Below are 21,632 nucleotides of genomic sequence, written 5' to 3' on the forward strand. Positions count from 1 at the left end.
AAATATATCGCTTGTTTCTCAACATATATCCGTAATTCAACAAATTTTGTTATTTACAAAAAAAAAATAAAAAGCTACTTCAAAAAGTAGCTTTCGACAAGGAAATTCGGTCCACAATCACATCCGGCACTTTACTTACAATCTCCTCCCCAATCTTCAAACTAGCCGTTGCCGCTGGAGACGGAGCATTACAAATATGCATAAAGTTTATGCCCGGGATAATACAGAAGTCATCTACCATGTTTCCATTGGATAGAATGGCCTGTGCTCTTACGCCGGCATGAGTCGGAACGATGTCTTTTTCTGTAAGTTCTGGTATTAGGTGCTGCAAGCTTTTGAGAAAGGATTGTTTGCTGAAAGAACGAATCATTTCCTTCATGCCTTCTTTCATGTTTGGCATTGCCATTTTCCAAAAGCCGGCGTATGTCATTGTTTCCATGAAGTCTTTTATGTCAAAGTCTTTTTTTGTGTAGCCTTCGCGTTTGAAACTTAGTACTGCATTTGGCCCTGCATGTACGTCCCCATTTATCATTCGTGTGAAATGAACGCCTAAGAACGGAAAGTCTGGGTTTGGAACAGGATAAATTAAGTGTTTTACAAGATGGCGCTTTTCTGGAACGAGTTCGTAATATTCGCCTCGGAACGGGACGATTTTCATGTCTGTTAGTATTCCTGTTTTTTTGGCGATTCGGTCGCTATGTAATCCGGCGCAGTTAATGAGAAATCTTGCTTCAAAGACGCCTTTGTTTGTTTCGATTGTAACGAAGTCTTTTTTCTCAAAGATATGTTCTGCTTTTGTGCCTAAGTGTACTTCTCCTCCGCTTTCTTCAATAAAACGTGCAAATGTATGACTGACTCCTTTATAATCGGCGATGCCGCAAGAAGGAACGCGAATAGCTCCTAATCCTTTTACGTGAGGCTCGATTTCCGCTAGTTCTCCTTGGTCGATTTTAGAAATGTTCAGCTCATTTTGTAGACCTCTTTCATACAAGTTATGTAAAAGAGGAAGTTCTTCTTGTTCTGTTGCGACAATCACCTTGCCGCACATGTCATAGGCGATGCCATTTTCTTTGCAGAACTCAACCATCGCTGCGTTTCCCTCTTTCGCAAATTTCGCTTTATAGCTGCCCGGTTTATAGTAAATGCCGGAATGAATGACACCGCTATTATGTCCTGTTTGATGATGCGCAAGTTCGTCCTCTTTTTCGATGACTGCGATTTTGGCATGAGGAAATTTTTTCGTTAACGCCATTCCAGTTGAAAGGCCAACAATTCCTCCGCCGATAATTAGAAAATCATACATATAAAACTTCCCCCTTATGTTTGTATCCCCTATATTAGGAAAGGCAGGCCTTATTGTAAGACCCGCCGCATCTATTATTTAGAAAAGCAACCACGCTGACGCATAAGCTCTCGATATAAATCTTTGTTTTTCTCAAAAGGAGCGCGCCCGTGCATCCAAAATAGATTGTTTAATAGAACTAAATCTCCAACTGGTAATTTTAATGCATGCGTTGCTGGAGAGTTCTCCACAGAGTGTGATAATTCCTTCAAATATGTTGCCTGTTCAATATTGTCTGGATAAGCGAATTGATCAATAAAGCAAATACACGGTGCATTGTTTACATCAAAAAATGTTTCACGATAGACGATTTCCTGCGCGTTTTTACTTGGAGGTGCTTTGTACGTGATTTTGACAGATGCGAGTGGATGTTTTCGAAACTTCTCAAGTCCTTCCCAATCATCTAAATGAAGTAAACGTGATTCGCCCCCTACCGCATTCTTTTCCTCAAATTTCATCATAAGGAGCCAATCTGTCGGTTCGTCAACAAATGTCCCGTCTGTATGAAGAGTAAATAATCGATATGCTTGGCGAAGGTAAGAATCACTGCCATCTGTATCTTTCACATTAAACCTCGCGTAGTACGTTCCTGTCATTGCATCAAAATTAGGTGTACCAATTAAATGTGTTAATGCCGTTGCAAATTTCACGTAGTCTCCTGCATCTATCGTTTCGCCTTGTACACCAATTGTAAACCCGCCCGTTTCCCGGTCGTGAATAATACCACGAACATTTTCCATAAACGATTCACCAAAGAATTTTTTCATTTGATCAGCAAGGATAAAGCGAGAATACGGAATATATTGTAAGGATTGCTCCGAATGTTCTTTTACCTCTGCGAAAAATTGTTGAAGCAATTGCTGATCTAATACAATATGATACAACCGTTTATGTTCTGGATGAGGAACAATTTCATACCCCTCATATTTCTTTGCAAACTTCATCTTCACTTCTTGTTTCGTAATCACTGACATTTTATTTCCTCCTTTAGTTTAAATAAACGAAAAAGCCAGTCATACGCATCTACAATGTAAAAAATGTAGAAAACGTACAACTGGCTTTAAATTACGAGTGTTCTTTAATCTCTTAAAGTACAGTAATAATAGACAGTTTTTTTATGAAAATATGTGCAAAACAGAAAATGAAGATCGGATATAGAGAAGGCTAATTTCTCGTATGGATCTTATCATTTTATAATTAAATGATAATTCAAAATATTTACACTGTCAATATGTTTTTATCAGTTATTTTATCGTTCGTGTACTGTGTAAAAATAATAAAGTCGTTGTTTAACTCTTATCCACCTAACACTTCATTATCCATAATACTTAATTTCAGCGTTTTCTTTCTTTGCTCGAATCGTAATTCTTCCAGTGAATTGTGGTGGATTTTCATAATCTTTTTCAACTTCATCAAACATGGCTTGTAAAATTGATTCCAACTCACCTAATGTAGTATCTTTTGATAAACCATTTACTCTTGCAATTTCAATACTTTTATAAGCACCATCAACATTTACTAGCTCTTCTTCACCGAATCCTTTAACTTCAAACTCTACTTTCATTTTCTCCATATCATTCCCTCCTTCTGAAAACTGCCCTTTAGTAGAAGAGCAATCCTACTTTTATTGTATATGAAGCGGTAAGAGCTAGCACTATATTTATTTATTATAATTCTTGTATTTTAAAAACCTTTCTTCTCCTTTGACATGTACTTTTCATTTTCTTTCTCCCGGCCACATGCTTTACACATGTTACAAGGTTTCACCACACCATTTTCCGTACATCTTCTTTTTTGTTTTCCACCTTGATTTAACTTTGACATTTTTTAGCCTCCTCATGTTTTAAAAATAAAAAGCCAGCTATATTCCGCTCACCAAATAAGCAGAAATATAACTGGCTCTCGTTTATGAACGTTCTTTACAAAGTAAAGTGCGATACAGTGAAACTTTAATCAGTGGGGGATTTTTCATCCCCCACTGATTATTAGTTGAACCAATCGGGCTTTTACGGGCAGTTTGTTATAGATTTGTTTCTTCATATTCTTCTTGTGGCTTTTCGCCGTTTACATAGCTTGTATATTGGCGGTACAAATCTTTTAACGCGCTAATAATCGCATTTTGTGCTTTTCCTTGATAATGATACGAGATTTCTTGCGTGATCTCTTCAATGCCATCTTGTAAACTATGTCCTCTTAACATTTGAGCAATAAAGTCTCTCCCATGTTCAGTAGCAAGGGTACATGACGCTTCAATAATAACGTGATATTTGAGATCTGCCTCTATTGTAATTGTTAATGTTTCATAGACACTGCGTACAGCCATCCCTTTCGGAAGTCTTGAGTGTCCTGCCATGAAAAAAGTACCTTTACGCATGTTCATCCCCCATTATTATGTGTTTATTCTATAACTCATACTTGATCGATATATACTGTCTTCACTCGTGTATAAAATTCTGCAGCTGTTTTTCCTTGTTCACGCGGTCCATCGCTAGAATTTTTCATGCCGCCAAACGGAACTTGCGGCTCCGCTCCTGCTGTTTCTGAATTGACATGGACCATTCCAACTTCCATATCATCAATAAACTGCTGGGCTAGGCTGAGATTATTTGTACAAACAGATGCACTCAGTCCGTATTCTGTATCATTCGCTAAATGAATCGCTTCTTGATAATTGTTCACCTTAAACAAACAGATAACAGGACCGAAAATTTCTTCTTTCGCAATTCGTGCATCTTGCGGTACGTCTTCAAAAATAGTCGGTAGAACATAATATCCTCGTTTTAACTCATCTTCTTCTGGTGCGCTACCTCCGCAAAGTAAAGAAGCCTCTTTCTTTCCTACTTCAATCATCGCTAAAACAGAGTGCTGCTGGTTCTCGGATACGCATGGCCCCATAAACGTAGCATTTTCTAATGGATTTCCAACTTTAAGAGCCTTTGTACGTAACAGGAGCTCATTTCGAAATTCCTCATAAATGTCATCTTCAATAATTACTCTGCTTGTCGCTGTGCATTTTTGTCCTGTTGACATAAATGCACCTCTTATCACAATATCGACTGCTTTCTGGGTATCAGCATCCTTTAATACGACTAATGGGTTTTTTCCTCCCATTTCTAACTGCACCTTTTTCCCGCTTGCAATCGCGGTTTGCTGAATGGTTTTTCCGACGCTATTCGAACCAGTAAAGGATATCGCTTTTATATCAGGATTTTCTGTTAATTCCGTTCCAACGACTGAACCTTTGCCAAACACACAATTGATAACTCCAGCAGGAATTCCTGCCTCGTGAAAAGCATTCACAAGGTGATAGACTGATTTCGGCGTAATTTCAGCTGGCTTTATAACAACCGTATTTCCATAAATCAGCGCCGGAGCCATTTTCCATGCTGGAATCGCAATTGGGAAATTCCACGGTGTAATGAGTCCCACTGGCCCCACTGCGACGCGTTTGCTGTAGAGCATCGTTTTCGGATTTGCAGAAGGAATCATTTCTCCTACCGGCTGATTTGCTTCCCCCGCATAGTACTCCAGAATACTGATTGCTCGCTTCGTCTCCCCGATTCCTTCGGCAAGTGTCTTTCCTTCTTCACTCGTTAAATCTTGACCAATTTCTGCCACTCGTTCTTTTAAAATCGCTGCTGCTTTCCATAAATAACTTGCCCGCTCTTGAAACGATAGCCCTTGCCAATTTTGAAAAGCTTCTTTTGCAGATGCGATAGCTGCCTGTGTATCATCTGCTGAACTTAGTGGAAATTCCCCTAACACGTCTCCGTTATGCGGATTATAATTTTTCGAATATTGATTCGTAGATGGCTCTTTCCACTGGCCATTTATATAATTTAAAAACCTCATTACTCTGCCTCCATCATCGTTTCCTATTTTGATAGTTTCGCAATTGCCGTTTCAAGAATATGAAGCCCTTCTTCAAGCTGTTCATCTGTAATAACAAGCGGCGGTAAGAAACGAAGGACATTACCATAAATACCAGCGCTTATTGTGATTACACCTTTGTTATGTGTTTCTTGCATAATCGCTTTTACTTCTTCTGCTGCTGGTTCTTTCGTATTTCGGTCCTTTACAAGCTCGATCGCCGTCATCGCCCCAAGGCCTCTCACATCTCCAATACATTCGTATTTCTCCTTCCAGCTATGGAATACTTCCATCATCCGGCTTCCGATTACCTCAGCACGTTTTACTAACTGCTCTTCTTCAATTACATCTAAAACAGCAAGTGCAGCTGCGCAAGCAACCGGGCTTCCCGAAAAAGTGCCGCCAAGTTGTCCTGGCCCAGGCGCATCCATCAATTCCGCTCTTCCTGTTACTGCGCTAAGCGGCATACCTGCAGCAATTGATTTTGAAAATGTCATTAAATCAGGAGCAACGCCAAAATGATCCATTGCGAACAAACTTCCAGTACGAGCAAAACCCGTTTGAATTTCATCAGCAATCATGATAATTCCATATTTATCACAAAGGTTTCTGACGCCTTGTATAAACGTTGCACTTGGAACAATAAATCCACCCTCACCTTGAAGCGGTTCCAAAATAATGGCAGCGATATTATCACTTGCCACTTCCTCTAACATAAAACGTTCGAAATACGCTAAAATTCGCCCATCTACTTCTTCTTTCGTCATGCCGTCTTCCGCGCGGTAATAATACGGATAAGGCAACTTGTATACATCTGATGCAAATGGACCAAATCCATGCTTATAAGGTTTTACTTTACTCGTAAGAGACATTGTCAGAAGTGTCCGCCCGTGATATGCACGTTCAAATGAAACAACGGCACTGCGCCCAGTCGCTTTCCTAGCGATTTTTACAGCATTCTCTACTGCTTCAGCCCCGCTATTTGCAAACATTGTTTTTTTCTTAAAATCTCCTGGCGTTAATTCATTCAATCTCTCAGCCAACTCAATATAGCTTTCATACGGCGCTACATGAAAACAACTATGAATAGAAGATGCCACCTGGCTTTGAATGGCTTGTACTACTTTCGGATGACAATGCCCGACATTTTGCATACCAATCCCGCCTGCAAAATCTATTAATTCATTGCCATCTACATCCGTAATGATTGCCCCTTTTGCCGACCCGACATATAACTGCGTAATATTATAAGGACCCTCAGGCACCGCATTGTTTCTTCTCTCATGTAGACTATCAGATTTTGTCGTTACAATATTTTGCTTTTCTTTTAACATGGAACATTCCCCTTTCTTACTCCTTCTCTAAACTAACTTTCGAATCTTGTATAATCGTAAAATCTTCTTTTATTGGCACTCGCTTATTTCTATCTCTTAGGAAATAGATTACGATTACTACGGCAGTCGCTAACATCGTCATATAAAATTGCATACGCATATCCGCTATAAACGCTTGTGCAACAAATATCGTAATGATCATCGCAAGTGTTGCATATGTGAGATAAGGGAATAACCACATTTTCACCTTTAGTTTCCCTGGGTCTTCTCTTTCAGCTTTTCTTCTCAACCTGATATGAGAAACGGCAACGAACATATACATCAGCATCGTAACGCCGCCTGAGCTATTCGCTAAAAAAGCAAATAGTTTATCAGGAGATATAAACTTTAGCATGGCACAAATGAATGCGAATACGATACTTGCATAGATCGCCCAAACTGGTGTCCCTCTACTATTTAACTTGGAGAACATTAGAGGGGCATCTCCTTTTTTCGCAAGTGAAAATAACATACGAGAACTCGTGTATATTCCGGAATTCATAACCGAAAGGAGCGATAGAAATACGACCCCATTCATGATTTCCGCAGCCGCAGGGATTCCTGCCATCTGAAATAAACTTGCATAAGGCAATTTCAATAATTCTGCATTGTTCCACGGCATAAAAATGACCAAAATCGATACAGACCCTACAAAGAAAATCATAAGACGCCATACAACACTGTTAATCGCTCTTATTACATTCTTCTCTGGATTGTCAGACTCTCCGGCCGCAATCGCTGCTACTTCACTCCCCGATAAAGAGAAAGAAATAAACACAACGCTAAGTAGTACTGGCATAATTCCTTTTGGAAAAAAGCCCCCGTTTTCAGAGATGATTGAAAGATCCGGTCTATCTACATTAGGTACAAGTCCAAAAATCATAGAAACTCCTAAAACTAAAAATGCAAGAATCGCTACCACTTTAATAAGCGCTAACCAATATTCAAACTCCCCGTATAACTTCACTGAATAAACATTTGTCATTGTCATCATGATAATCACGAACAAACTCGCTAGCCATGTTGGTATGGAAGGAAACCAATTATTGATCATCACTCCTAACAATACCGCTTCGATTGCGATAATAATGAGCCAATTGAACCAGTATAACCAACCGATTGTGTACCCTGCCCAAGGTCCAATTGCCTTATGTGCATATGTTGAGAATGAACCACTATCAGGGTTTACCGCAGCCATCTCCCCGAGCATCCGCATCACAAGTACAACCATTAAAGCGCCAATGATATAGGACAAAATGGCCGCTGGGCCGGTTGATTGAATAATTGTCCCACTTCCTACAAATAATCCGCCCCCGATCACCCCGCCAATTGAAATCATTGTGATATGCCTGGTTTTCAAGTCTTTTTGCAGTTCCTTTTTTTCTTTCACCAAAAAGATCACCAACCTATAAGTATTTATTTTCATAAATCCTTCTATTAGAGTGAACATACATAAGATCGAAACATCGCCCATGATTGATAACGCTTTCTTAACATCTTCTTCTAAATCGGTCTTCTAATAAGCATATGTAACGCTCACCCTTTTCCTATTTATAGGAAAAATAAAAAGAGCCAGAAAAACAATGTAAAGAATTACATTGGATTTTACTGTCTCTATCCTTATGGCTCGTCTTCCTGCTAAGGAAGTTCAAGTGGAAAGAAGCCAATCATCCTCGATTAAATTGAACGAAATCATATCCGGGCATGCAGAGAGGCTAATCACTGTCATCCGATAATAAACTAATAATAATACAAATAGACTGAATATTCAACATTTATTTTAAATTCAGTTATATAGTATAAAAAAAGAAATTTATAAATTCTAAAACATATACTGTTTAAAAGCAAAAAGGAAGTGATCTCCATGTATTTTGGAACAAAAGGATGGTACGTAGCAGAACTAAAAAAATTAGGAGTTCGTTATTTGGACGGAAAAAAATTAGAAAGCTATCGTGCCCATGTTTTACGTAATTTATTAGCGGAAAAGCAAGAAGAACTCAAAGAAAAGTAATCTATTATGATTCATCAATAAAACGATATCGACTGTTCTTTCGAATATATCGACCGTTTCTCACCATATTCGGAATGCGTTTGTCCCGTTTGGCAACAATCAAGCAGAGCGTGACTTGCGAATGGCCAAGGTAAAGGAAAATATCTCTGGTACCTTTCGAAACGAACAGGATGGCGTTGTATTTTGTCGCATTCGCAGTGTAGTTTCTACGATTAAAAAACAGAAACAATCCGTACAAGGCAACAAAAGAAGGCATGCCTCCTTTTGTTGCCTTCCTAGTAAACTATCTAACACTAGGCTAAGCAGTTACTACAAAGCTTAACAAGTAAATACCCTTAATCCTAGAATAGAAGATTTAACAATTCCTTTGAGTAATAAAGAAAAAAGTGATTGGCATATATACCAATCACTTTCCTTTTTTCATTACAAAAGACTTTCTCTATTCACAAACAAGAATTTCCCTAGAAAATGTCCCTTTTTTAGCTATACAGCGGTCTGTAATTTCAAATCCAGCTTCTTTAATCATGTGATCCATTGTCTCAATGGTTACAACAATTACTTTTTTCGCAAAACGACGCGCATGTGTAAGAATTGAGAATTGATCTTCTGGTGTCGCATGTGTAAATAAATTGTACGGCATATCGATAATTGCTACATCGTAATTAGTTGTGACATCCGCAATCGGCCCTACCGTTACGTCTCCTTCAAATCCAAAATGCGCAATATTCTCTCTAGATCCAATTACAACAAGAGGATTTATATCCCGGCCCACGATGTCAATTCCCATGGACAGTGCCTCTACCAGTACCGTCCCTATACCACAACACGGGTCAATCGCCTTGACTCCATCAGGATTTGGCACAGCGATATTCGCAACAGCTCTCGCAACACGTGTGCTAAGTGACGTAGAATAGCTGCGTGGTTTTTTCACGTGATGATACCAAACAGCTTCACTTTCAATATATTCTCCAAAATACCAACGACCACCAAGAGGAACAATTCCAAATACACGCTCTGGATGATGCACGTCCGCTTCCCCTTCAATCTGCATGCCGATTTCTCTCTCAATTACACGCCGCTGTCCGTATTCTATTTTGTTCGATTCATTGAGATCATTAATTTTAACAAAAATAACTTTGAATGTAGCTCCTGCCAAATCAATTTGTTCTACTTGTTCTAAAATATTTGCCAAGTCGTCTCCTTCATACATCACTTCGATTCGTTCTTTCATAAACGGACTTCGACTCGGCTCAATTTTGACCTTACTTTTCAAAATGTTAACATGAGACTCAACTCCAAAAAGAGAGCGCATCTCCATATAACATAAAGATCGTTCATCTTCGCGGAATGCATACGTATATATAAATGCCGGTGTTGTGCTGTGATTATTCAATCTGTTCGCATCCTTTATCATTTTAAATTGTTCTTCCCTATCATTCTCAGTAGCACCATATAACATGAAATATATGAAAAAGGGACGAATAAGCCGAGGCAACTTTGTCTCTTTTTATTAGTTCTTTTCATCGGATTCTTTACTTATTAAAGAATATTTTATTTCTAGGAATTAGCTCGTATTCCTAACTCCTTACAATCGCTCACATACTTTTTTAATAAAGTTAAATGATATCATATGATTCAAACAAAGTGAAACTTTAATCACACTCACCTATCCTCTTTGCTTTTGCTGAATTTCGAAGCGGGAGTCTTACTGCCCGCGAATAGCGGAATAAAAAAAGTATTTCTTTCTACTAGTCATACAGAGAGAAATACTTTTTTATTTTGGAGAATTGGTTACTGGACATCTATAGTAATAATTCTGGCGTTGCCTCTCTAGTTATTAGGATATCTTTTCTTAATATATACATACTAAACATACTATAGAAGGCACGTAGAAAGTGAGGGAGTCATGGCTAAATTTCTGAAACGGTTAAAATATAGAGGTAATCCTAAGTCATTTTCAATACAAGACAATACTCATTTTTCGAAAAAAAATATAGAGGCCTCCCTCTTAGACGCTGATTTATCGAAAAACATAGCTGATATTCAGAATGTATTTCGTCAAGCACCTGATTTAGTGATTCGTCGGTTTCAAATGACAGCAGATGGATTAGAAGCAGCTTTAGTGTATTTGTCTGGATTAACAGATAAACAATTGATTCAACATCACGTTCTAAATCCTTTAATGAATAGTGCTTTTGATACGAATACGGAACTTCCAATTACATTAGGACAGATTAAAATTATTAATACGTGCAGTCAGATTGAAAATGCTATTTTTGGAGGAGATAGTGTTTTATTAATCCACGGCCGAACAACAGCGCATCAATTGGATACGAAAGGATGGCCACAAAGAAATATTGAAGATGCTCATAACGAGATAGCTCTAAAAGGTGCGCATCAAGGATTCACAGAAACTGGAAGTCAAAATATCGCAATGATTCGAAGATATATTCCTCATCGCGAATTAATGATAAAAGAAATAATAATTGGTATACGAAGCAAAACGAGGATTTCTATTTTATATTTGGAAGATGTAGCTTCTGAAGATGTGCTGAAGGAATTAGAAACACGGATTCAAGATATTACGGTCGACGCTATTGAAAGTACTGGTGAACTTATCGAATTCATTGAAGATAACCCGTACTCACCGTTTCCACAATTTATGTTAACTGAAAGACCCGATGTGGCTGTATCTCATATTCTCCAGGGAAGATTTGTGATTGTTGTGGATCATTCCCCTAGTGTATTAATTGCCCCGACAAATTTTATATCTTTTTTTCAAGGAATTGATGATTACGGGACACGTTGGTTAGTTGCCTCATCTATTCGTATACTTCGTTTCGTCGCTTTTATGATTGCTCTATTTTTACCTGCGAGTTATGTTGCGTTTATTTCCTTTAATTTTGAAGTCATTCCTGTAGAGCTTTTTTTGTCTATTGCGGAATCAAGAACGCGTGTACCATTTTCTCCAGTTATGGAAGCACTGCTTATGGAAATGACATTGGAAGCGATGAGAGAAGGGGCTTTACGGCTGCCTACTCCGATCGGTCAGACAGTTGGAATTGTGGGCGGAATTATTATTGGACAGGCTGCTGTTCAGGCGGGAATTGTAAGCAACATTATGATTATCGTTGTTGCTATTACAGCCATCGCTTCTTTTATTATCCCTAATTATGATATGGGAGCGGCAGTCAGACTTTTACGCTTTCCAATGATGCTATCAGCTTCCTTATTTGGAATTGTAGGACTTGTTATCGGGTGGATGACATTAATTGCGCATCTCATCAGTCTTGAATCGCTAGGTACCCCTTACGGAACTCCGTTAGCACCGTTTCGCTTTGCAGATATGAAGGATGCTTTTGTACGCTTTCCTTTATGGGCGATAAGAAGTCGTTCTAAAGGTACGGGAGCCACTCAATCTATTCGACAAAGAAAAAACCATAATAAAAGGTGAAACTATGAAAAAATATGCCTATAATGACATCACTCTTATGCAGTATATTTTTTTAATCAATGGAATGCAGGTGGCCACTGGAGTTTTATCTCTCCCACGATTGCTTGCAGAAAAAGCTGGAACAGATGGATGGATAGCTATACTTATCGGCTGGGTATTCTCCACAATATCAGGTATTTTTATCGTGAAAACAGCTGCAAGATATCCCGAGGACACGCTTTACGACATTCTTATACGATTATTCGGAAAAATAGTAGGGAAAGCACTCGTTATTATTTACATGATATATTTTGCCTTTTATTCCGGTACTATTCTTGTGAACGCTATGCTTTATCTTAAGGGATGGCTTCTTCCGAAAACGCCTGACTATATCATTATCTTTTTGTTTTCGATTCCTACCTTTCTTGTTGTACGCAACGGCCTTCGTATTATAGGGCGGTACTCTGAACTTACTTTTTATATGATGCTTTGGATTCCGCTGTTTTTTTTGATACCGCTAAAAGATGGCGGAAGCCTGATGCCCTTCTTTCCGCTCTTAAAAGAAGGGTGGAAACCTGTATTAACAGCTGTACCGACCACTATTTTTGCTTATTTAGGGTTTGATATTGCGTTCTTTTTATATCCCTTTTTACAAAAAAAACAGTATGCAGTCCATGGAATGGTTATTGCAAACACTTTAACGATGTTATTTTATTTATTTGCTACTATTATTTGCTTTTCCTATTTTAGCCCCGATAGCATTACACAATTTAACCAACCGGTACTAAATTTACTTAAAGTAATTGAATTTCGTTTTTTAGAACGTTTTGACATGATTTTATTGGCTGTTTACTTAACCGTTGTTTCCACAGCCTGGATTCCTTGCATATACTGCGCTGTATTTTGTTCGAGCCAATTACTTGGGAAACAAGATCACAGCTCTCATGTCGTTGTTCTATTATTGCTCATTATCGGCTTCGCATTTTGGACTCGTCCTAGTTGGAATCAAGCCGAAACTTGGCAACAGGTAGTATCGAATGCTGGATTAGGATTGACGTATATATCACCTATCATTTTATGGATGTATAGCTGGGTATATGAGAAGTCTCGCTAGGGGGGGATACATTGAAAAGAAAAGTACTATGTTGTATTTTGTTATCGGTGTTCATGATGACTGGATGCTTTGATCAGACAAATGTTGAAGATGTTTCCCTTACCCTTATCCTTGGTATCGACTTAGATCGTAATAATAATTTATTGGTATATATATCAAGTCCTGTTTTTAATAAAGAAGCAAAAGTAAAAGAAGAAACTACTGGTGTGAAATCTGTTACAATTCGAAATTCTAGAGACAAATTTGATGCTACAGTTATGGCGCTAACCTCGGGAAGTAAAACACAGGTTATTTTAGTTGGAAAGCGGCTAATGAAACAAAAAAACTGGGAAAATTACCTCGATCCATTTTATCGAGACCCCAAAAATACAGTTACCACACGAGTTGTTGCTGTAGATGGACCTGTTTCGGACGTCATCTTTTATCACCCAAAAGATAAGCCCCGACTTCCTTTATATTTAACAAAACTAGTTGATACCGCCTATTTAAGAAATATCGCAGTAAAAACAACTCTTCAAAAATTACATGAACAAGTAGCAGACAAAGGGATTACAGCAAGTATTACTGAGATGAAAAAAAAGAATAAAATATGGGTGACAGGTACAGCTTTGTTGGATGAAAAAGGAAGGTATAAATTAACGCTAAAATCTGATGAAAACAAACTATTACGCATTTTGCAGCAAGAAACGAAAGGTGAGTTTCCATTTACAATTGCAATTAAACTAATGTCGGATAGCAAGGATAAAGATTGGATAAGCTTTAGTGCCCAAAATATTAAAGTAAAGACAAAGGTTAAGTATAATAATCATTTTATATTTAATATAGATGTAAAGATGAGAATCGGTATTACAGAACGACTTTTTTCGTTCAATACAAGAAAGGACGCAGCAAAATTACAAAAAGCTATTGAAACTAAGCTGGAAGCTGATTTCAAGCAATTAATAAAGAAAATACAAGCTACCAAAATCGATCCGATTGGGCTTGGGCTATATGCAAGAACTTACACGTATCCAGAATGGAAAAAAGTCCAAAATAGATGGAATAAGGCATTAGCAAAGGGCGATGTAAACGTCAAGGTAAATGTAGAAATTGGTGGGATGGGAACGATTAAGTAACATGAGCTCAACTAAGATTCGTACCAAAATTGCAAGCCCCTTCAATTTTAGAAAGGTTAATTTCTTTACTAGCTGTTTTTTCATAAAAAAACCTTCACATGTAGTATGTAAGAAGATTCCCTCATAAGTTATTTACAAATTGTAGGTGAGGAATATTTGATGCTTACTCCGACAACATTCGCCATACAAAAGAGGTTACCCGATACCAGGTAACCTCTTTTCGTTATTCTCCAATCAACTCCGACATTACATAAGCAAATACAAGCGCCTCCGTATGTGCAATCGAACTCTCATGTGTACGCTCAAATGCATGAGAAGAATCAATTCCCGCTCCAATTAGTGCGTGTTTCACATCAAATCCTGCGCAGATTGCTGCGGATGCATCTGATCCGTAGTATGGGTAAATATCTACTTTATATTCAATGTTGTTTGCTTTCGCAAGTTCAACTAAATGCTTGCGTAAACCGTAGTGGTATGGCCCGCTAGAATCTTTGGCACAAATCGATACTGTGTATTCATCTGATGCTTGACCATCTCCTAATGCTCCCATATCGACAGCTAAGTATTCTACTGTTTCTTCTGGGATGTTGGAATTACCACCATACCCGATTTCTTCATTATTAGAGATTAAGAAATGTGTTGTGTATGGCAATGTAATGTTTTCATCTTGTAATCTTTTAATTAATTTTAGTAGAATTGCCACGCTTACTTTGTCGTCTAGGTGACGTGATTTTATGTAGCCGCTCTCTGTAATTTGGACACGTGGGTCGAATGAGACAAAGTCCCCTACTTCGATTCCTAGTTCACGAACTTCATCTGCTGAAGATACGCGCTCATCGATACGAACTTCAATATTTTTTTCATCACGTTTTGCTTCACCTGCGTCTTTGTATACATGGACAGATGTTTGGTGCATTAAAATTGTACCCGTATATGTTTTTCCGCTCGCTGTTTCGATTTCGCAATATTCTCCTTCAACAGAGTTCCAGCGAAATCCGCCAATCATCGATAAGCGAAGGCGACCGTCAGATTTTATTTCTTTTACCATTGCACCTAAAGTATCAACGTGAGCAGTTAGTAAACGATGCTGCTCATCGTTCTTCCCTTTTAACGTTAAAATAAGAGCACCTTTATTGTTACGCTTCGTTTCTACATTCCACTCTTTTACGTGGTTTTCAATAAAGTTAATGATTTTTCCTGTATTTCCAGATGGGCTTGGAATGGAAACAAGCTGTTTAATTAATTCCATTGTTTCTTTTGCATGATGTGCCAATGCAGTCCCCTCCACTTTGTTTTTCTAATATTCAGTATACCTAAATTATTACAAAACCTCTACTAATAACGATGGAGATTTTTGTATATTTTACTTTTACAATTACATAATTATGGTAAAATGTTTTATAGTACATTTAACAAAGGGGATTAATTATAATGAAAGTAACGAAAAAACATGTAGAAATTGCATTAATTTGGTTTTTATCATCTTTGCTTTGTTTACAGGTTTCTTATGTTCTTCATACCTCTACTGCGATTACAATTGGATGGATGCTAACCGGAATATTTTTTATCATTGGTCTTTTTGTAACGAAAGTAAAACTAGCAAAAGCAAAACAGCAAAAAGCTCAACCTTTCTAGAAAAGGGTGAGCTTTTCATCTATATATAGTTATCAATTATCTTAACTACTTATTTTCCTGCTCTACTGGCTTGCTGAAAAAGTCGTTTAACAGCCGATCGTACAATTTCGTGTTTTTCGGTATGTTATACAATTCTCTATTCCCGTCAAGTTTCATTTGTAAAGCCCCTGTTTCTGTGTTTAGCCATAGACGATAATCCCCAACTTGATACAAATGTTTGCTGTTTTCCATGTAATGTTCTCCCTATCTAAAATAGATACTCTCTATCAAACTACTCCTCCGAAACATCCAGCAAATAAATTCCTCTTTGGAATCCACCGCGTTCTTCTTCTTTTTGCTTACGAAGACGCTCAATATCTTCAAATGTTGCGCCTTCTGCACGCGCTAGTGAGATGATGACTTCTAGTGCATCAGCCAGTGAATCTAATGCGTGTTCACGTTCTTTCATTGAGGCGAATTCACGAATTTCCTCTGTTCCGATTTTCGCTAATGCTTGTATGTATGCTTGACCAGTTAATTTTTTTGAAGTATATGTTTTTCCAGACATTAAAATCTTTTCTGGAACGAGATCTCTAACTAGTTTATTATAAGTTGACATAGTTCTACCTCCACCAAAATATCATACTTATACTATAGCATAGCTTCTTCCTCTATTTAGTAGCATCCGAGCTCTGCTTGATAGAAAAACCATCTCTTCTTTACACACGCACTAATCATATCAATCCCTGTTCCATGAGCTTGTACATGCGGAAAGAAGTAATGGTCTGATTCATTATTTTCTGTTCCATACAATGTTTGATAAGCTGCAGGAAGTGCTTCTTTCTCTATATTTCTTTCTTTCGTAATCTCCCCTCCTATAGCGACCTTTGGATACCCTTCAAAGAATAAAGCTGTGCGAACAGCAAGCGTTGGTGTGCTATGTAGAGCAAAATAAATAAGTGGTAGTAAACTGATTATACATATAATTTTTCTTTTCATCTTTTCCCTCATTACTTAAAAAAGTGCTAACACAATTATACTAAAATGTGTTAGCACTTTCTTCCTTTTTTATTCCCCTTTAAACACTGGCGGACGTTTTTCTAAAAATGCAGTAATTCCTTCTTTATGGTCAGCTGTTTTTCTCATCGCGTATTGTCCGCGCTTTTCAAGCTGAAGCGTTTGTTCTAAATTCGAACGATTGACTTCACATAGAATTTGTTTTGTTTGAATCATGGATTTAATTGGTTTTTGAAGCCATTCATTTATTTTTTGTTTCACAGCCCCTTGGAAGTTTTCTCCGATAACTTCGTCAATTAACCCAAGCTCTAGCGCTTCTGTTGCTGGTAACTTTTTACCTTCCCAAATGATTTGTTTTGCCATATTTTCACCAAGACGTTTTTGTAAGAAGAAATGCCCCCCGCCGTCTGGTATTAAAGCGATTCCAATAAAATTCATCGCAATGATAGATGAAATGTCTGCCAATACATAATCAGCTGTTAACGCAATACTTAAGCCAAGCCCCGCAGTTGGGCCATGAATTGCACTGATCACAAGTTTTGGCATTGTATATAACGTTACAACAACTTCTGAAATAGTATTCATAATACTTTCAAAGCGGCTTTCATCATTACTTGAAAGCATAGATTTAATGTCTCCACCCGCAGAAAAGCCACGTCCATTCCCGCATAATACGACAATATGCACTGAACTTTCAGCTACTTCTTTCAGCTTTGCTAACAATTCTTGCAGCGTAGGTTCATCTAACGCATTTAATACTTCTGGGCGATTCATCATAATCGTTGCTACTCGTCCTTCATATTTCACAACTACAGACTCGGCTTTGCTTTTTACTTCCATTATATATCCCTCTTTCTTCCTTAAAGATTATACTTATATAATTAAAGAAAAGAGGTGTAAAACCCTTCTTTTTTCGTAATTTTCTGTCTAATGCACTCGAAAATTTATATATTCCCTATTATAATGAAAGAAAATAACTTCTTTTCAAGAGATTTTCCGCATAGCCTCGTCTATTTACCATTATAATAAAATGGTGTATTCTTATGTTGATGTATCAAATAGACATAGAAATTCGTTCATCCAATCACGCGAAAATGAAGAAATGGAGGAAAACATGGTTAACAAGTTGAAACAAACGAATAACTACTTCCCACATTTCCTGTTACTATTCATCGTGTTGCAACCAATTTTAGATTTATTAACATCTTTCTCTATCTATACATTACATATGAGTGCGACAGTCGGAATTGTAGTAAGATTTGCCTTTATGACTCTCGCTTTAGGATATCTACTTTTCAATTGGAAACAACCTGGTAATAAGAAATATATTTTCTATCTAGTCTTGCTTGGTATCGTACTTGCTGCTGGGCTTGTCAACAATATGATCGTCAAGCACCCCGTTTCTTTTGGCGAGGAAATTAAATTCATTTTGAAAAGTACATATCCAGTCGTTTTATTGTTTGGATATATTCTTGTATTTAAAGAACTAAAAGATAAACAGTATGCTTCTGATAAACTCATTACATATTTCTTATATGCAACGTTAATTGTAAGTATGGTTATGATTGTATCTATAGCATCCGGAACAGATTTCTCAAGTTATTCATACGAAAAAACCGGCTCTAGAGGATGGTTCTTCGCGGGAAATGAATTGAGTTCTATTTTAGCAATCACGTTCCCAATGGTTGTACTCTACTCTGTACAGAAAACAACTTCTTTTTCTAAAGTATACTACTGGATTCCAACAATTTTAGCGATGTATGCCAGTATTATGGTCGGAACAAAAGTGGGCTATGGAGCAATTATCCTTACACTAGGCGTTGCACTTCTCTTTTCTATTATTGAATATATGATGCAACGTAAAAAAGTAGGTAAAGGAATTACACATCTTGTTAATATCTTTGTTGCTCTTGTTGTACTAGGTGGTTTATTGGCAGTCACACCACTTACTCCTATTGCAAAAAATATGGGCATTCATTTACAAATATATGAAGATAAAAAATTAGCAAGCGAAGAACAAGCAAGAAGAGAAGGTAAAGTAATTACAGAGGATCCTGAAGAAGCCAAAAGACGTGCAGAAGGAAAATTAACAAGTGGAGAAATGAATAGTTTAATTTATAGTGACCGTGATAAATTCTTACAAGTGTATAAACAATACTATAAAGAGGCCCCTACATCACAAAAGTTATTCGGTATGGGATACGCAGGAAACTATAAAGATAAAGATGCAGTTAAACTAATTGAAATGGACTTTCATGATTTATTCTTTTCATTTGGAATCATTGGTTTTCTGCTTTATCTGTTACCATTTGTTTATTTCGGCATTCGATTATTCATTCGCATCATTACGAATTTCAAATCCATTATAACTGTAAGATATATGCTCCTTGCCAGTGTGCTAGTACTAGCACTAGGTATTGCCTTTACGGCTGGACATGTATTAACCGCACCAGCTGTTAGTATTTTCTTTGTCGTAATATTAGCCTATGTCATTGTTGATTTGAAAGCAGATTAAGAAAACTCTACAAGCAGCATCCAATTATGTGGATGCTGCTTTTCATCATTACAATTCTACTTTTCTTTCACCATTTGTAACTTTTTTCTTTGTTCATCATTTGCCAAACTTAGCAGCGTCTTTTCAACATGCGGTTGTAAGCGCTCAAGCGTTACACTTGCACCCATTTTCTCCGTATGATCCACAAAGTTTAATAGCGCCATCGCTCCTGAAGTATCCATATACTGCACGTCATTCAAACGTAATGTCAAATGAGATTTCACTTCTTGCAAAGAAGAGAAAATACGGTCAACAGATAAAAAGGAAAGCGGTCCCCGAATCATATACATTGCCTCTTGCCCTTCTTCTTTTATAATAGAAGCTTTTCGTTCTTTACATTGCACCATATATAAAATGAAGGAAAGCACTATGCCAAACGCAACCGCAATCATTAAATCAAATTTCACTGTAATCACCATCGTTAAAAGCATAACGACAGTATCACCTTTTGGGGCTACACGCATCTTTTTCATGCTATCCCAGTCAAACATTCCGATACCTGTCAAAATTAAAATACCCGATAGTACTGCAAGTGGAATATATTGTACAACTGTACCAAGCCCCATAATGAAAATAAATAAAATGATGCTATGCATACAAGCTGACAATGCTGTTTTCCCGCCACTTCTTATATTCACAATCGATCTTACAGTTGCTCCTGCTCCTGCTAATCCGCCAAATAATCCACTCATGATATTCCCTAACCCTTGGCCAATCAATTCTTTATTACTTTTATGGCGCGTACCTGTTACGTTATCCATCACAACAGATGTTAATAAAGAGTCAATTGATCCTAATAAAGCAATACTAAGCGCTGGAAAAATAAGTTCAAGAACTACTGATCCACTAAAAGGTGGTAAGTGAAGAGAAGGCACCGCTTCTGGAATTGCTCCAATTTTTTCAATCATCTTGTTTAGCGGAATCGTTCCCACAATAGGTAATTGAATCGTAAGTCCTTGTAATACATGCGAAAATAACGGCAACGTTGCTGTAACCCCAACTAATGCAACTAAGCTCGCCGGAATCGCTTTAATCCACTTTCCTGCAACAAGCATAACGAGAATGGTCAAAAGAACCAGTAAAAAACTATTCTTCACATGCTTCATTTCACCTAAAATAATAATAAGTGCAATTCCATTCATAAACCCTGAAACGACGGAATATGGAATATAGCGTATATAAGATCCAAGCTTGCATACACCAAATAAAATTTGAAACAACCCGCCCATCATAAATGCGATAAAACTCGCTTCGAGTCCATGAGTTGCGATAACTCCTGTCGCAATCACCGTAATTGGACCTGTAGGACCTGTTACTTGCCCTGCTGTGCCACCAAACAACGCTGCAAATAATCCCGCAAAAATCGCACCATACAATCCGACTAACGCCCCTTCAGATGTCCCCGTTGCGGCAATCCCAAATGCAATTGCGAGCGGCAGTGCAACAATCGCCACGGTAAAACCCGCTAAACATTCTTTTGCTATTTTTTGAACCATAAAAAAACCACCTCTGTATAATGTCCACGTTCCATTGTAACGGGAGAAAGGCGCATTCGTCAGTACCTTTTAGAATAAACTCTTTACAGTATCGTGAAGTAACCGCCTTCATTTTTCACATTCCCTTCTCGCTAACGCTTTAGAAAAAAATCCCCCTATGCTATAATGAACGGATTAAATCTTTTACTATATATTTGGAGGCAATATGCTAACTTTTGAAGAAAAATTATCGATTATCGAATCTTTCCCGCAATTAGAAAGAAAAAATGTATCATTAAAACGTGTGAACTTTCACTTTGAAGAAAGTCGCTTAGACAAAAAGAACGTTGTTTATCATTTACATCCAAATGGGAATGGTTTCGTATACGCTAGCGGCATTCGCGGCTATAAAACAGACGATAAAGGCATGGTTAACATCCGTGAATTTTCAGCAGACGAACTACGCTCATTAATCCAAAAATCAATTGAACTTCTATCCCAAGAGCCCGAAGAAGTAGTCGCACAGGCTGCACCTACTAAAGAAGAAGAATGGCATAATGAAGACGGCCATATTCTTACTCTTATCCAAGAAGACGATATGTGGAATGTGTACGCAGGTAATAACTTAGACGGAACATTCAATTCTTATCCAGAAGCTGCAGAATACCTTGATGAAGAAGGTTTCTCACGCAAATAAAAAAATGCCTTTCCAAA

General features: G+C 37.6%; 23 protein-coding genes. 8 read left to right on the forward strand and 15 right to left on the reverse strand.

The genetic code is table 11. The features are described from left to right. Nucleotides 1-79: 79 nt before the first annotated feature. From lhgO to MHH45_RS11950, 8 genes are all read right to left on the reverse strand, one after another. Nucleotides 80-1,303: an L-2-hydroxyglutarate oxidase gene (gene lhgO, locus MHH45_RS11915; protein ID WP_088093926.1), complete on the reverse strand. Its 1,224-nt coding sequence runs from the start codon at nt 1,301-1,303 to the stop codon at nt 80-82. 74 nt (nt 1,304-1,377) lie between these two features. Further along, nucleotides 1,378-2,316 carry a glutarate dioxygenase GlaH gene (gene glaH / locus MHH45_RS11920; protein ID WP_077295163.1) on the reverse strand — a complete coding sequence of 313 codons (939 nt, stop codon included), beginning with the start codon at nt 2,314-2,316 and terminating at the stop codon, nt 1,378-1,380. A 341-nt stretch (nt 2,317-2,657) separates the two neighbouring features. Then, nucleotides 2,658-2,915, reverse strand: coding sequence for a hypothetical protein (locus MHH45_RS11925; protein ID WP_077295161.1), 258 nt, complete (start codon nt 2,913-2,915; stop codon nt 2,658-2,660). 110 nt (nt 2,916-3,025) lie between these two features. Beyond that, nucleotides 3,026-3,166, reverse strand: coding sequence for a hypothetical protein (locus tag MHH45_RS11930; RefSeq protein WP_016133150.1), 141 nt, complete (start codon nt 3,164-3,166; stop codon nt 3,026-3,028). Nucleotides 3,167-3,362: 196 nt separating this feature from the next. Beyond that, nucleotides 3,363-3,716, reverse strand: a complete 354-nt coding sequence (locus tag MHH45_RS11935) for a DUF3870 domain-containing protein (protein ID WP_016113297.1) — start codon at nt 3,714-3,716, stop codon at nt 3,363-3,365. A gap of 35 nt (nt 3,717-3,751) precedes the next feature. Then, the gene (locus tag MHH45_RS11940; RefSeq protein ID WP_016133151.1) at nt 3,752-5,194 is read right to left on the reverse strand and encodes an aldehyde dehydrogenase family protein; all 1,443 of its coding nucleotides are present in this window, start codon (nt 5,192-5,194) and stop codon (nt 3,752-3,754) included. Between the two features lie 23 nt (nt 5,195-5,217). Further along, nucleotides 5,218-6,546 (reverse strand): 4-aminobutyrate--2-oxoglutarate transaminase, encoded by a 1,329-nt coding sequence (gene gabT / locus MHH45_RS11945; protein WP_016133152.1) that lies wholly within the window; start codon nt 6,544-6,546, stop codon nt 5,218-5,220. A gap of 16 nt (nt 6,547-6,562) precedes the next feature. Then, nucleotides 6,563-8,011 (reverse strand): amino acid permease, encoded by a 1,449-nt coding sequence (locus MHH45_RS11950; RefSeq protein WP_033671806.1) that lies wholly within the window; start codon nt 8,009-8,011, stop codon nt 6,563-6,565. A 438-nt stretch (nt 8,012-8,449) separates the two neighbouring features. Between MHH45_RS11950 and MHH45_RS11955 the strand changes: the two genes are divergently transcribed. Together MHH45_RS11955 and MHH45_RS11960 are read left to right on the forward strand one after the other, a co-directional pair. Further along, nucleotides 8,450-8,596, forward strand: a complete 147-nt coding sequence (locus MHH45_RS11955; RefSeq protein ID WP_016113293.1) for a YflJ family protein — start codon at nt 8,450-8,452, stop codon at nt 8,594-8,596. Between the two features lie 13 nt (nt 8,597-8,609). Further along, nucleotides 8,610-8,918, forward strand: a complete 309-nt coding sequence (locus MHH45_RS11960) for an IS66 family transposase (RefSeq protein ID WP_255254996.1) — start codon at nt 8,610-8,612, stop codon at nt 8,916-8,918. A 117-nt stretch (nt 8,919-9,035) separates the two neighbouring features. Here MHH45_RS11960 and MHH45_RS11965 read toward each other — a convergent pair whose 3' ends face one another. Beyond that, the gene (locus tag MHH45_RS11965) at nt 9,036-9,989 is read right to left on the reverse strand and encodes a TRM11 family SAM-dependent methyltransferase (protein ID WP_033671809.1); all 954 of its coding nucleotides are present in this window, start codon (nt 9,987-9,989) and stop codon (nt 9,036-9,038) included. Between the two features lie 513 nt (nt 9,990-10,502). Between MHH45_RS11965 and MHH45_RS11970 the strand changes: the two genes are divergently transcribed. Genes MHH45_RS11970 through MHH45_RS11980 form a run of 3 tightly spaced genes read left to right on the forward strand, consistent with a single transcriptional unit; the run spans nt 10,503 to nt 14,258 of the window. Next, nucleotides 10,503-12,050 (forward strand): spore germination protein, encoded by a 1,548-nt coding sequence (locus MHH45_RS11970; protein WP_016133155.1) that lies wholly within the window; start codon nt 10,503-10,505, stop codon nt 12,048-12,050. 4 nt (nt 12,051-12,054) lie between these two features. After that, nucleotides 12,055-13,143, forward strand: coding sequence for a GerAB/ArcD/ProY family transporter (locus MHH45_RS11975; protein ID WP_016133156.1), 1,089 nt, complete (start codon nt 12,055-12,057; stop codon nt 13,141-13,143). 11 nt (nt 13,144-13,154) lie between these two features. Continuing rightward, nucleotides 13,155-14,258, forward strand: a complete 1,104-nt coding sequence (locus MHH45_RS11980; protein WP_016133157.1) for a Ger(x)C family spore germination protein — start codon at nt 13,155-13,157, stop codon at nt 14,256-14,258. A 223-nt stretch (nt 14,259-14,481) separates the two neighbouring features. Here the strand turns inward: MHH45_RS11980 and MHH45_RS11985 are convergent, their stop codons facing one another. Then, nucleotides 14,482-15,531, reverse strand: coding sequence for a M42 family metallopeptidase (locus tag MHH45_RS11985; protein WP_016133158.1), 1,050 nt, complete (start codon nt 15,529-15,531; stop codon nt 14,482-14,484). 158 nt (nt 15,532-15,689) lie between these two features. On the opposite strand from MHH45_RS11985, the gene MHH45_RS11990 reads away from it, so the two are divergent. Continuing rightward, the gene (locus tag MHH45_RS11990; protein WP_016113287.1) at nt 15,690-15,893 is read left to right on the forward strand and encodes a hypothetical protein; all 204 of its coding nucleotides are present in this window, start codon (nt 15,690-15,692) and stop codon (nt 15,891-15,893) included. 45 nt (nt 15,894-15,938) lie between these two features. Here MHH45_RS11990 and MHH45_RS11995 read toward each other — a convergent pair whose 3' ends face one another. The 4 genes from MHH45_RS11995 to MHH45_RS12010 form a co-directional block, all read right to left on the reverse strand. Further along, on the reverse strand, nt 15,939-16,124 hold the full coding sequence (locus MHH45_RS11995; protein ID WP_000431742.1) for a hypothetical protein: 186 nt from the start codon (nt 16,122-16,124) through the stop codon (nt 15,939-15,941). A gap of 40 nt (nt 16,125-16,164) precedes the next feature. Then, the gene (locus MHH45_RS12000; RefSeq protein ID WP_003195533.1) at nt 16,165-16,491 is read right to left on the reverse strand and encodes a nucleoside triphosphate pyrophosphohydrolase; all 327 of its coding nucleotides are present in this window, start codon (nt 16,489-16,491) and stop codon (nt 16,165-16,167) included. A gap of 56 nt (nt 16,492-16,547) precedes the next feature. Next, entirely contained in the window at nt 16,548-16,871 is a 324-nt protein-coding gene (locus MHH45_RS12005) for a hypothetical protein (RefSeq protein ID WP_016113286.1), read from the reverse strand. Between the two features lie 69 nt (nt 16,872-16,940). Continuing rightward, nucleotides 16,941-17,729 (reverse strand): enoyl-CoA hydratase, encoded by a 789-nt coding sequence (locus MHH45_RS12010; RefSeq protein ID WP_016113285.1) that lies wholly within the window; start codon nt 17,727-17,729, stop codon nt 16,941-16,943. 274 nt (nt 17,730-18,003) lie between these two features. Between MHH45_RS12010 and MHH45_RS12015 the strand changes: the two genes are divergently transcribed. Next, complete coding sequence (locus MHH45_RS12015) at nt 18,004-19,404, forward strand: O-antigen ligase family protein (RefSeq protein ID WP_016133160.1); 1,401 nt, start codon at nt 18,004-18,006, stop codon at nt 19,402-19,404. Between the two features lie 56 nt (nt 19,405-19,460). On the opposite strand, the gene MHH45_RS12020 is transcribed toward MHH45_RS12015, so the two are convergent. Continuing rightward, nucleotides 19,461-20,939, reverse strand: coding sequence for a SulP family inorganic anion transporter (locus MHH45_RS12020; RefSeq protein ID WP_016113283.1), 1,479 nt, complete (start codon nt 20,937-20,939; stop codon nt 19,461-19,463). A 205-nt stretch (nt 20,940-21,144) separates the two neighbouring features. On the opposite strand from MHH45_RS12020, the gene MHH45_RS12025 reads away from it, so the two are divergent. After that, nucleotides 21,145-21,615, forward strand: a complete 471-nt coding sequence (locus MHH45_RS12025; RefSeq protein ID WP_016113282.1) for a hypothetical protein — start codon at nt 21,145-21,147, stop codon at nt 21,613-21,615. Nucleotides 21,616-21,632 lie beyond the last annotated feature (17 nt).

It is taken from the genome of Bacillus sp. FSL K6-0042 (genome assembly GCF_038006685.1).
Classification (GTDB): Bacteria; Bacillota; Bacilli; order Bacillales; family Bacillaceae_G; genus Bacillus_A; species Bacillus_A pseudomycoides.

Excerpts from the sequence above, each read along its gene's own strand:
- lhgO (WP_088093926.1), bottom strand. The coding sequence starts at position 1,303 with ATGTATGATTTTCTAATTATCGGCGGAGGAATTGTTGGCCTTTCAACT.
- glaH (WP_077295163.1), bottom strand. The coding sequence starts at position 2,316 with ATGTCAGTGATTACGAAACAAGAAGTGAAGATGAAGTTTGCAAAGAAA.
- MHH45_RS11925 (WP_077295161.1), bottom strand. The coding sequence starts at position 2,915 with ATGGAGAAAATGAAAGTAGAGTTTGAAGTTAAAGGATTCGGTGAAGAA.
- MHH45_RS11930 (WP_016133150.1), bottom strand. The coding sequence starts at position 3,166 with ATGTCAAAGTTAAATCAAGGTGGAAAACAAAAAAGAAGATGTACGGAA.
- MHH45_RS11935 (WP_016113297.1), bottom strand. The coding sequence starts at position 3,716 with ATGCGTAAAGGTACTTTTTTCATGGCAGGACACTCAAGACTTCCGAAA.
- MHH45_RS11940 (WP_016133151.1), bottom strand. The coding sequence starts at position 5,194 with ATGAGGTTTTTAAATTATATAAATGGCCAGTGGAAAGAGCCATCTACG.
- gabT (WP_016133152.1), bottom strand. The coding sequence starts at position 6,546 with ATGTTAAAAGAAAAGCAAAATATTGTAACGACAAAATCTGATAGTCTA.
- MHH45_RS11950 (WP_033671806.1), bottom strand. The coding sequence starts at position 8,011 with ATGAAAATAAATACTTATAGGTTGGTGATCTTTTTGGTGAAAGAAAAA.
- MHH45_RS11955 (WP_016113293.1), top strand. The coding sequence starts at position 8,450 with ATGTATTTTGGAACAAAAGGATGGTACGTAGCAGAACTAAAAAAATTA.
- MHH45_RS11970 (WP_016133155.1), top strand. The coding sequence starts at position 10,503 with ATGGCTAAATTTCTGAAACGGTTAAAATATAGAGGTAATCCTAAGTCA.
- MHH45_RS11975 (WP_016133156.1), top strand. The coding sequence starts at position 12,055 with ATGAAAAAATATGCCTATAATGACATCACTCTTATGCAGTATATTTTT.
- MHH45_RS11990 (WP_016113287.1), top strand. The coding sequence starts at position 15,690 with ATGAAAGTAACGAAAAAACATGTAGAAATTGCATTAATTTGGTTTTTA.
- MHH45_RS11995 (WP_000431742.1), bottom strand. The coding sequence starts at position 16,124 with ATGGAAAACAGCAAACATTTGTATCAAGTTGGGGATTATCGTCTATGG.
- MHH45_RS12000 (WP_003195533.1), bottom strand. The coding sequence starts at position 16,491 with ATGTCAACTTATAATAAACTAGTTAGAGATCTCGTTCCAGAAAAGATT.
- MHH45_RS12005 (WP_016113286.1), bottom strand. The coding sequence starts at position 16,871 with ATGAAAAGAAAAATTATATGTATAATCAGTTTACTACCACTTATTTAT.
- MHH45_RS12010 (WP_016113285.1), bottom strand. The coding sequence starts at position 17,729 with ATGGAAGTAAAAAGCAAAGCCGAGTCTGTAGTTGTGAAATATGAAGGA.
- MHH45_RS12015 (WP_016133160.1), top strand. The coding sequence starts at position 18,004 with ATGGTTAACAAGTTGAAACAAACGAATAACTACTTCCCACATTTCCTG.
- MHH45_RS12020 (WP_016113283.1), bottom strand. The coding sequence starts at position 20,939 with ATGGTTCAAAAAATAGCAAAAGAATGTTTAGCGGGTTTTACCGTGGCG.
- MHH45_RS12025 (WP_016113282.1), top strand. The coding sequence starts at position 21,145 with ATGCTAACTTTTGAAGAAAAATTATCGATTATCGAATCTTTCCCGCAA.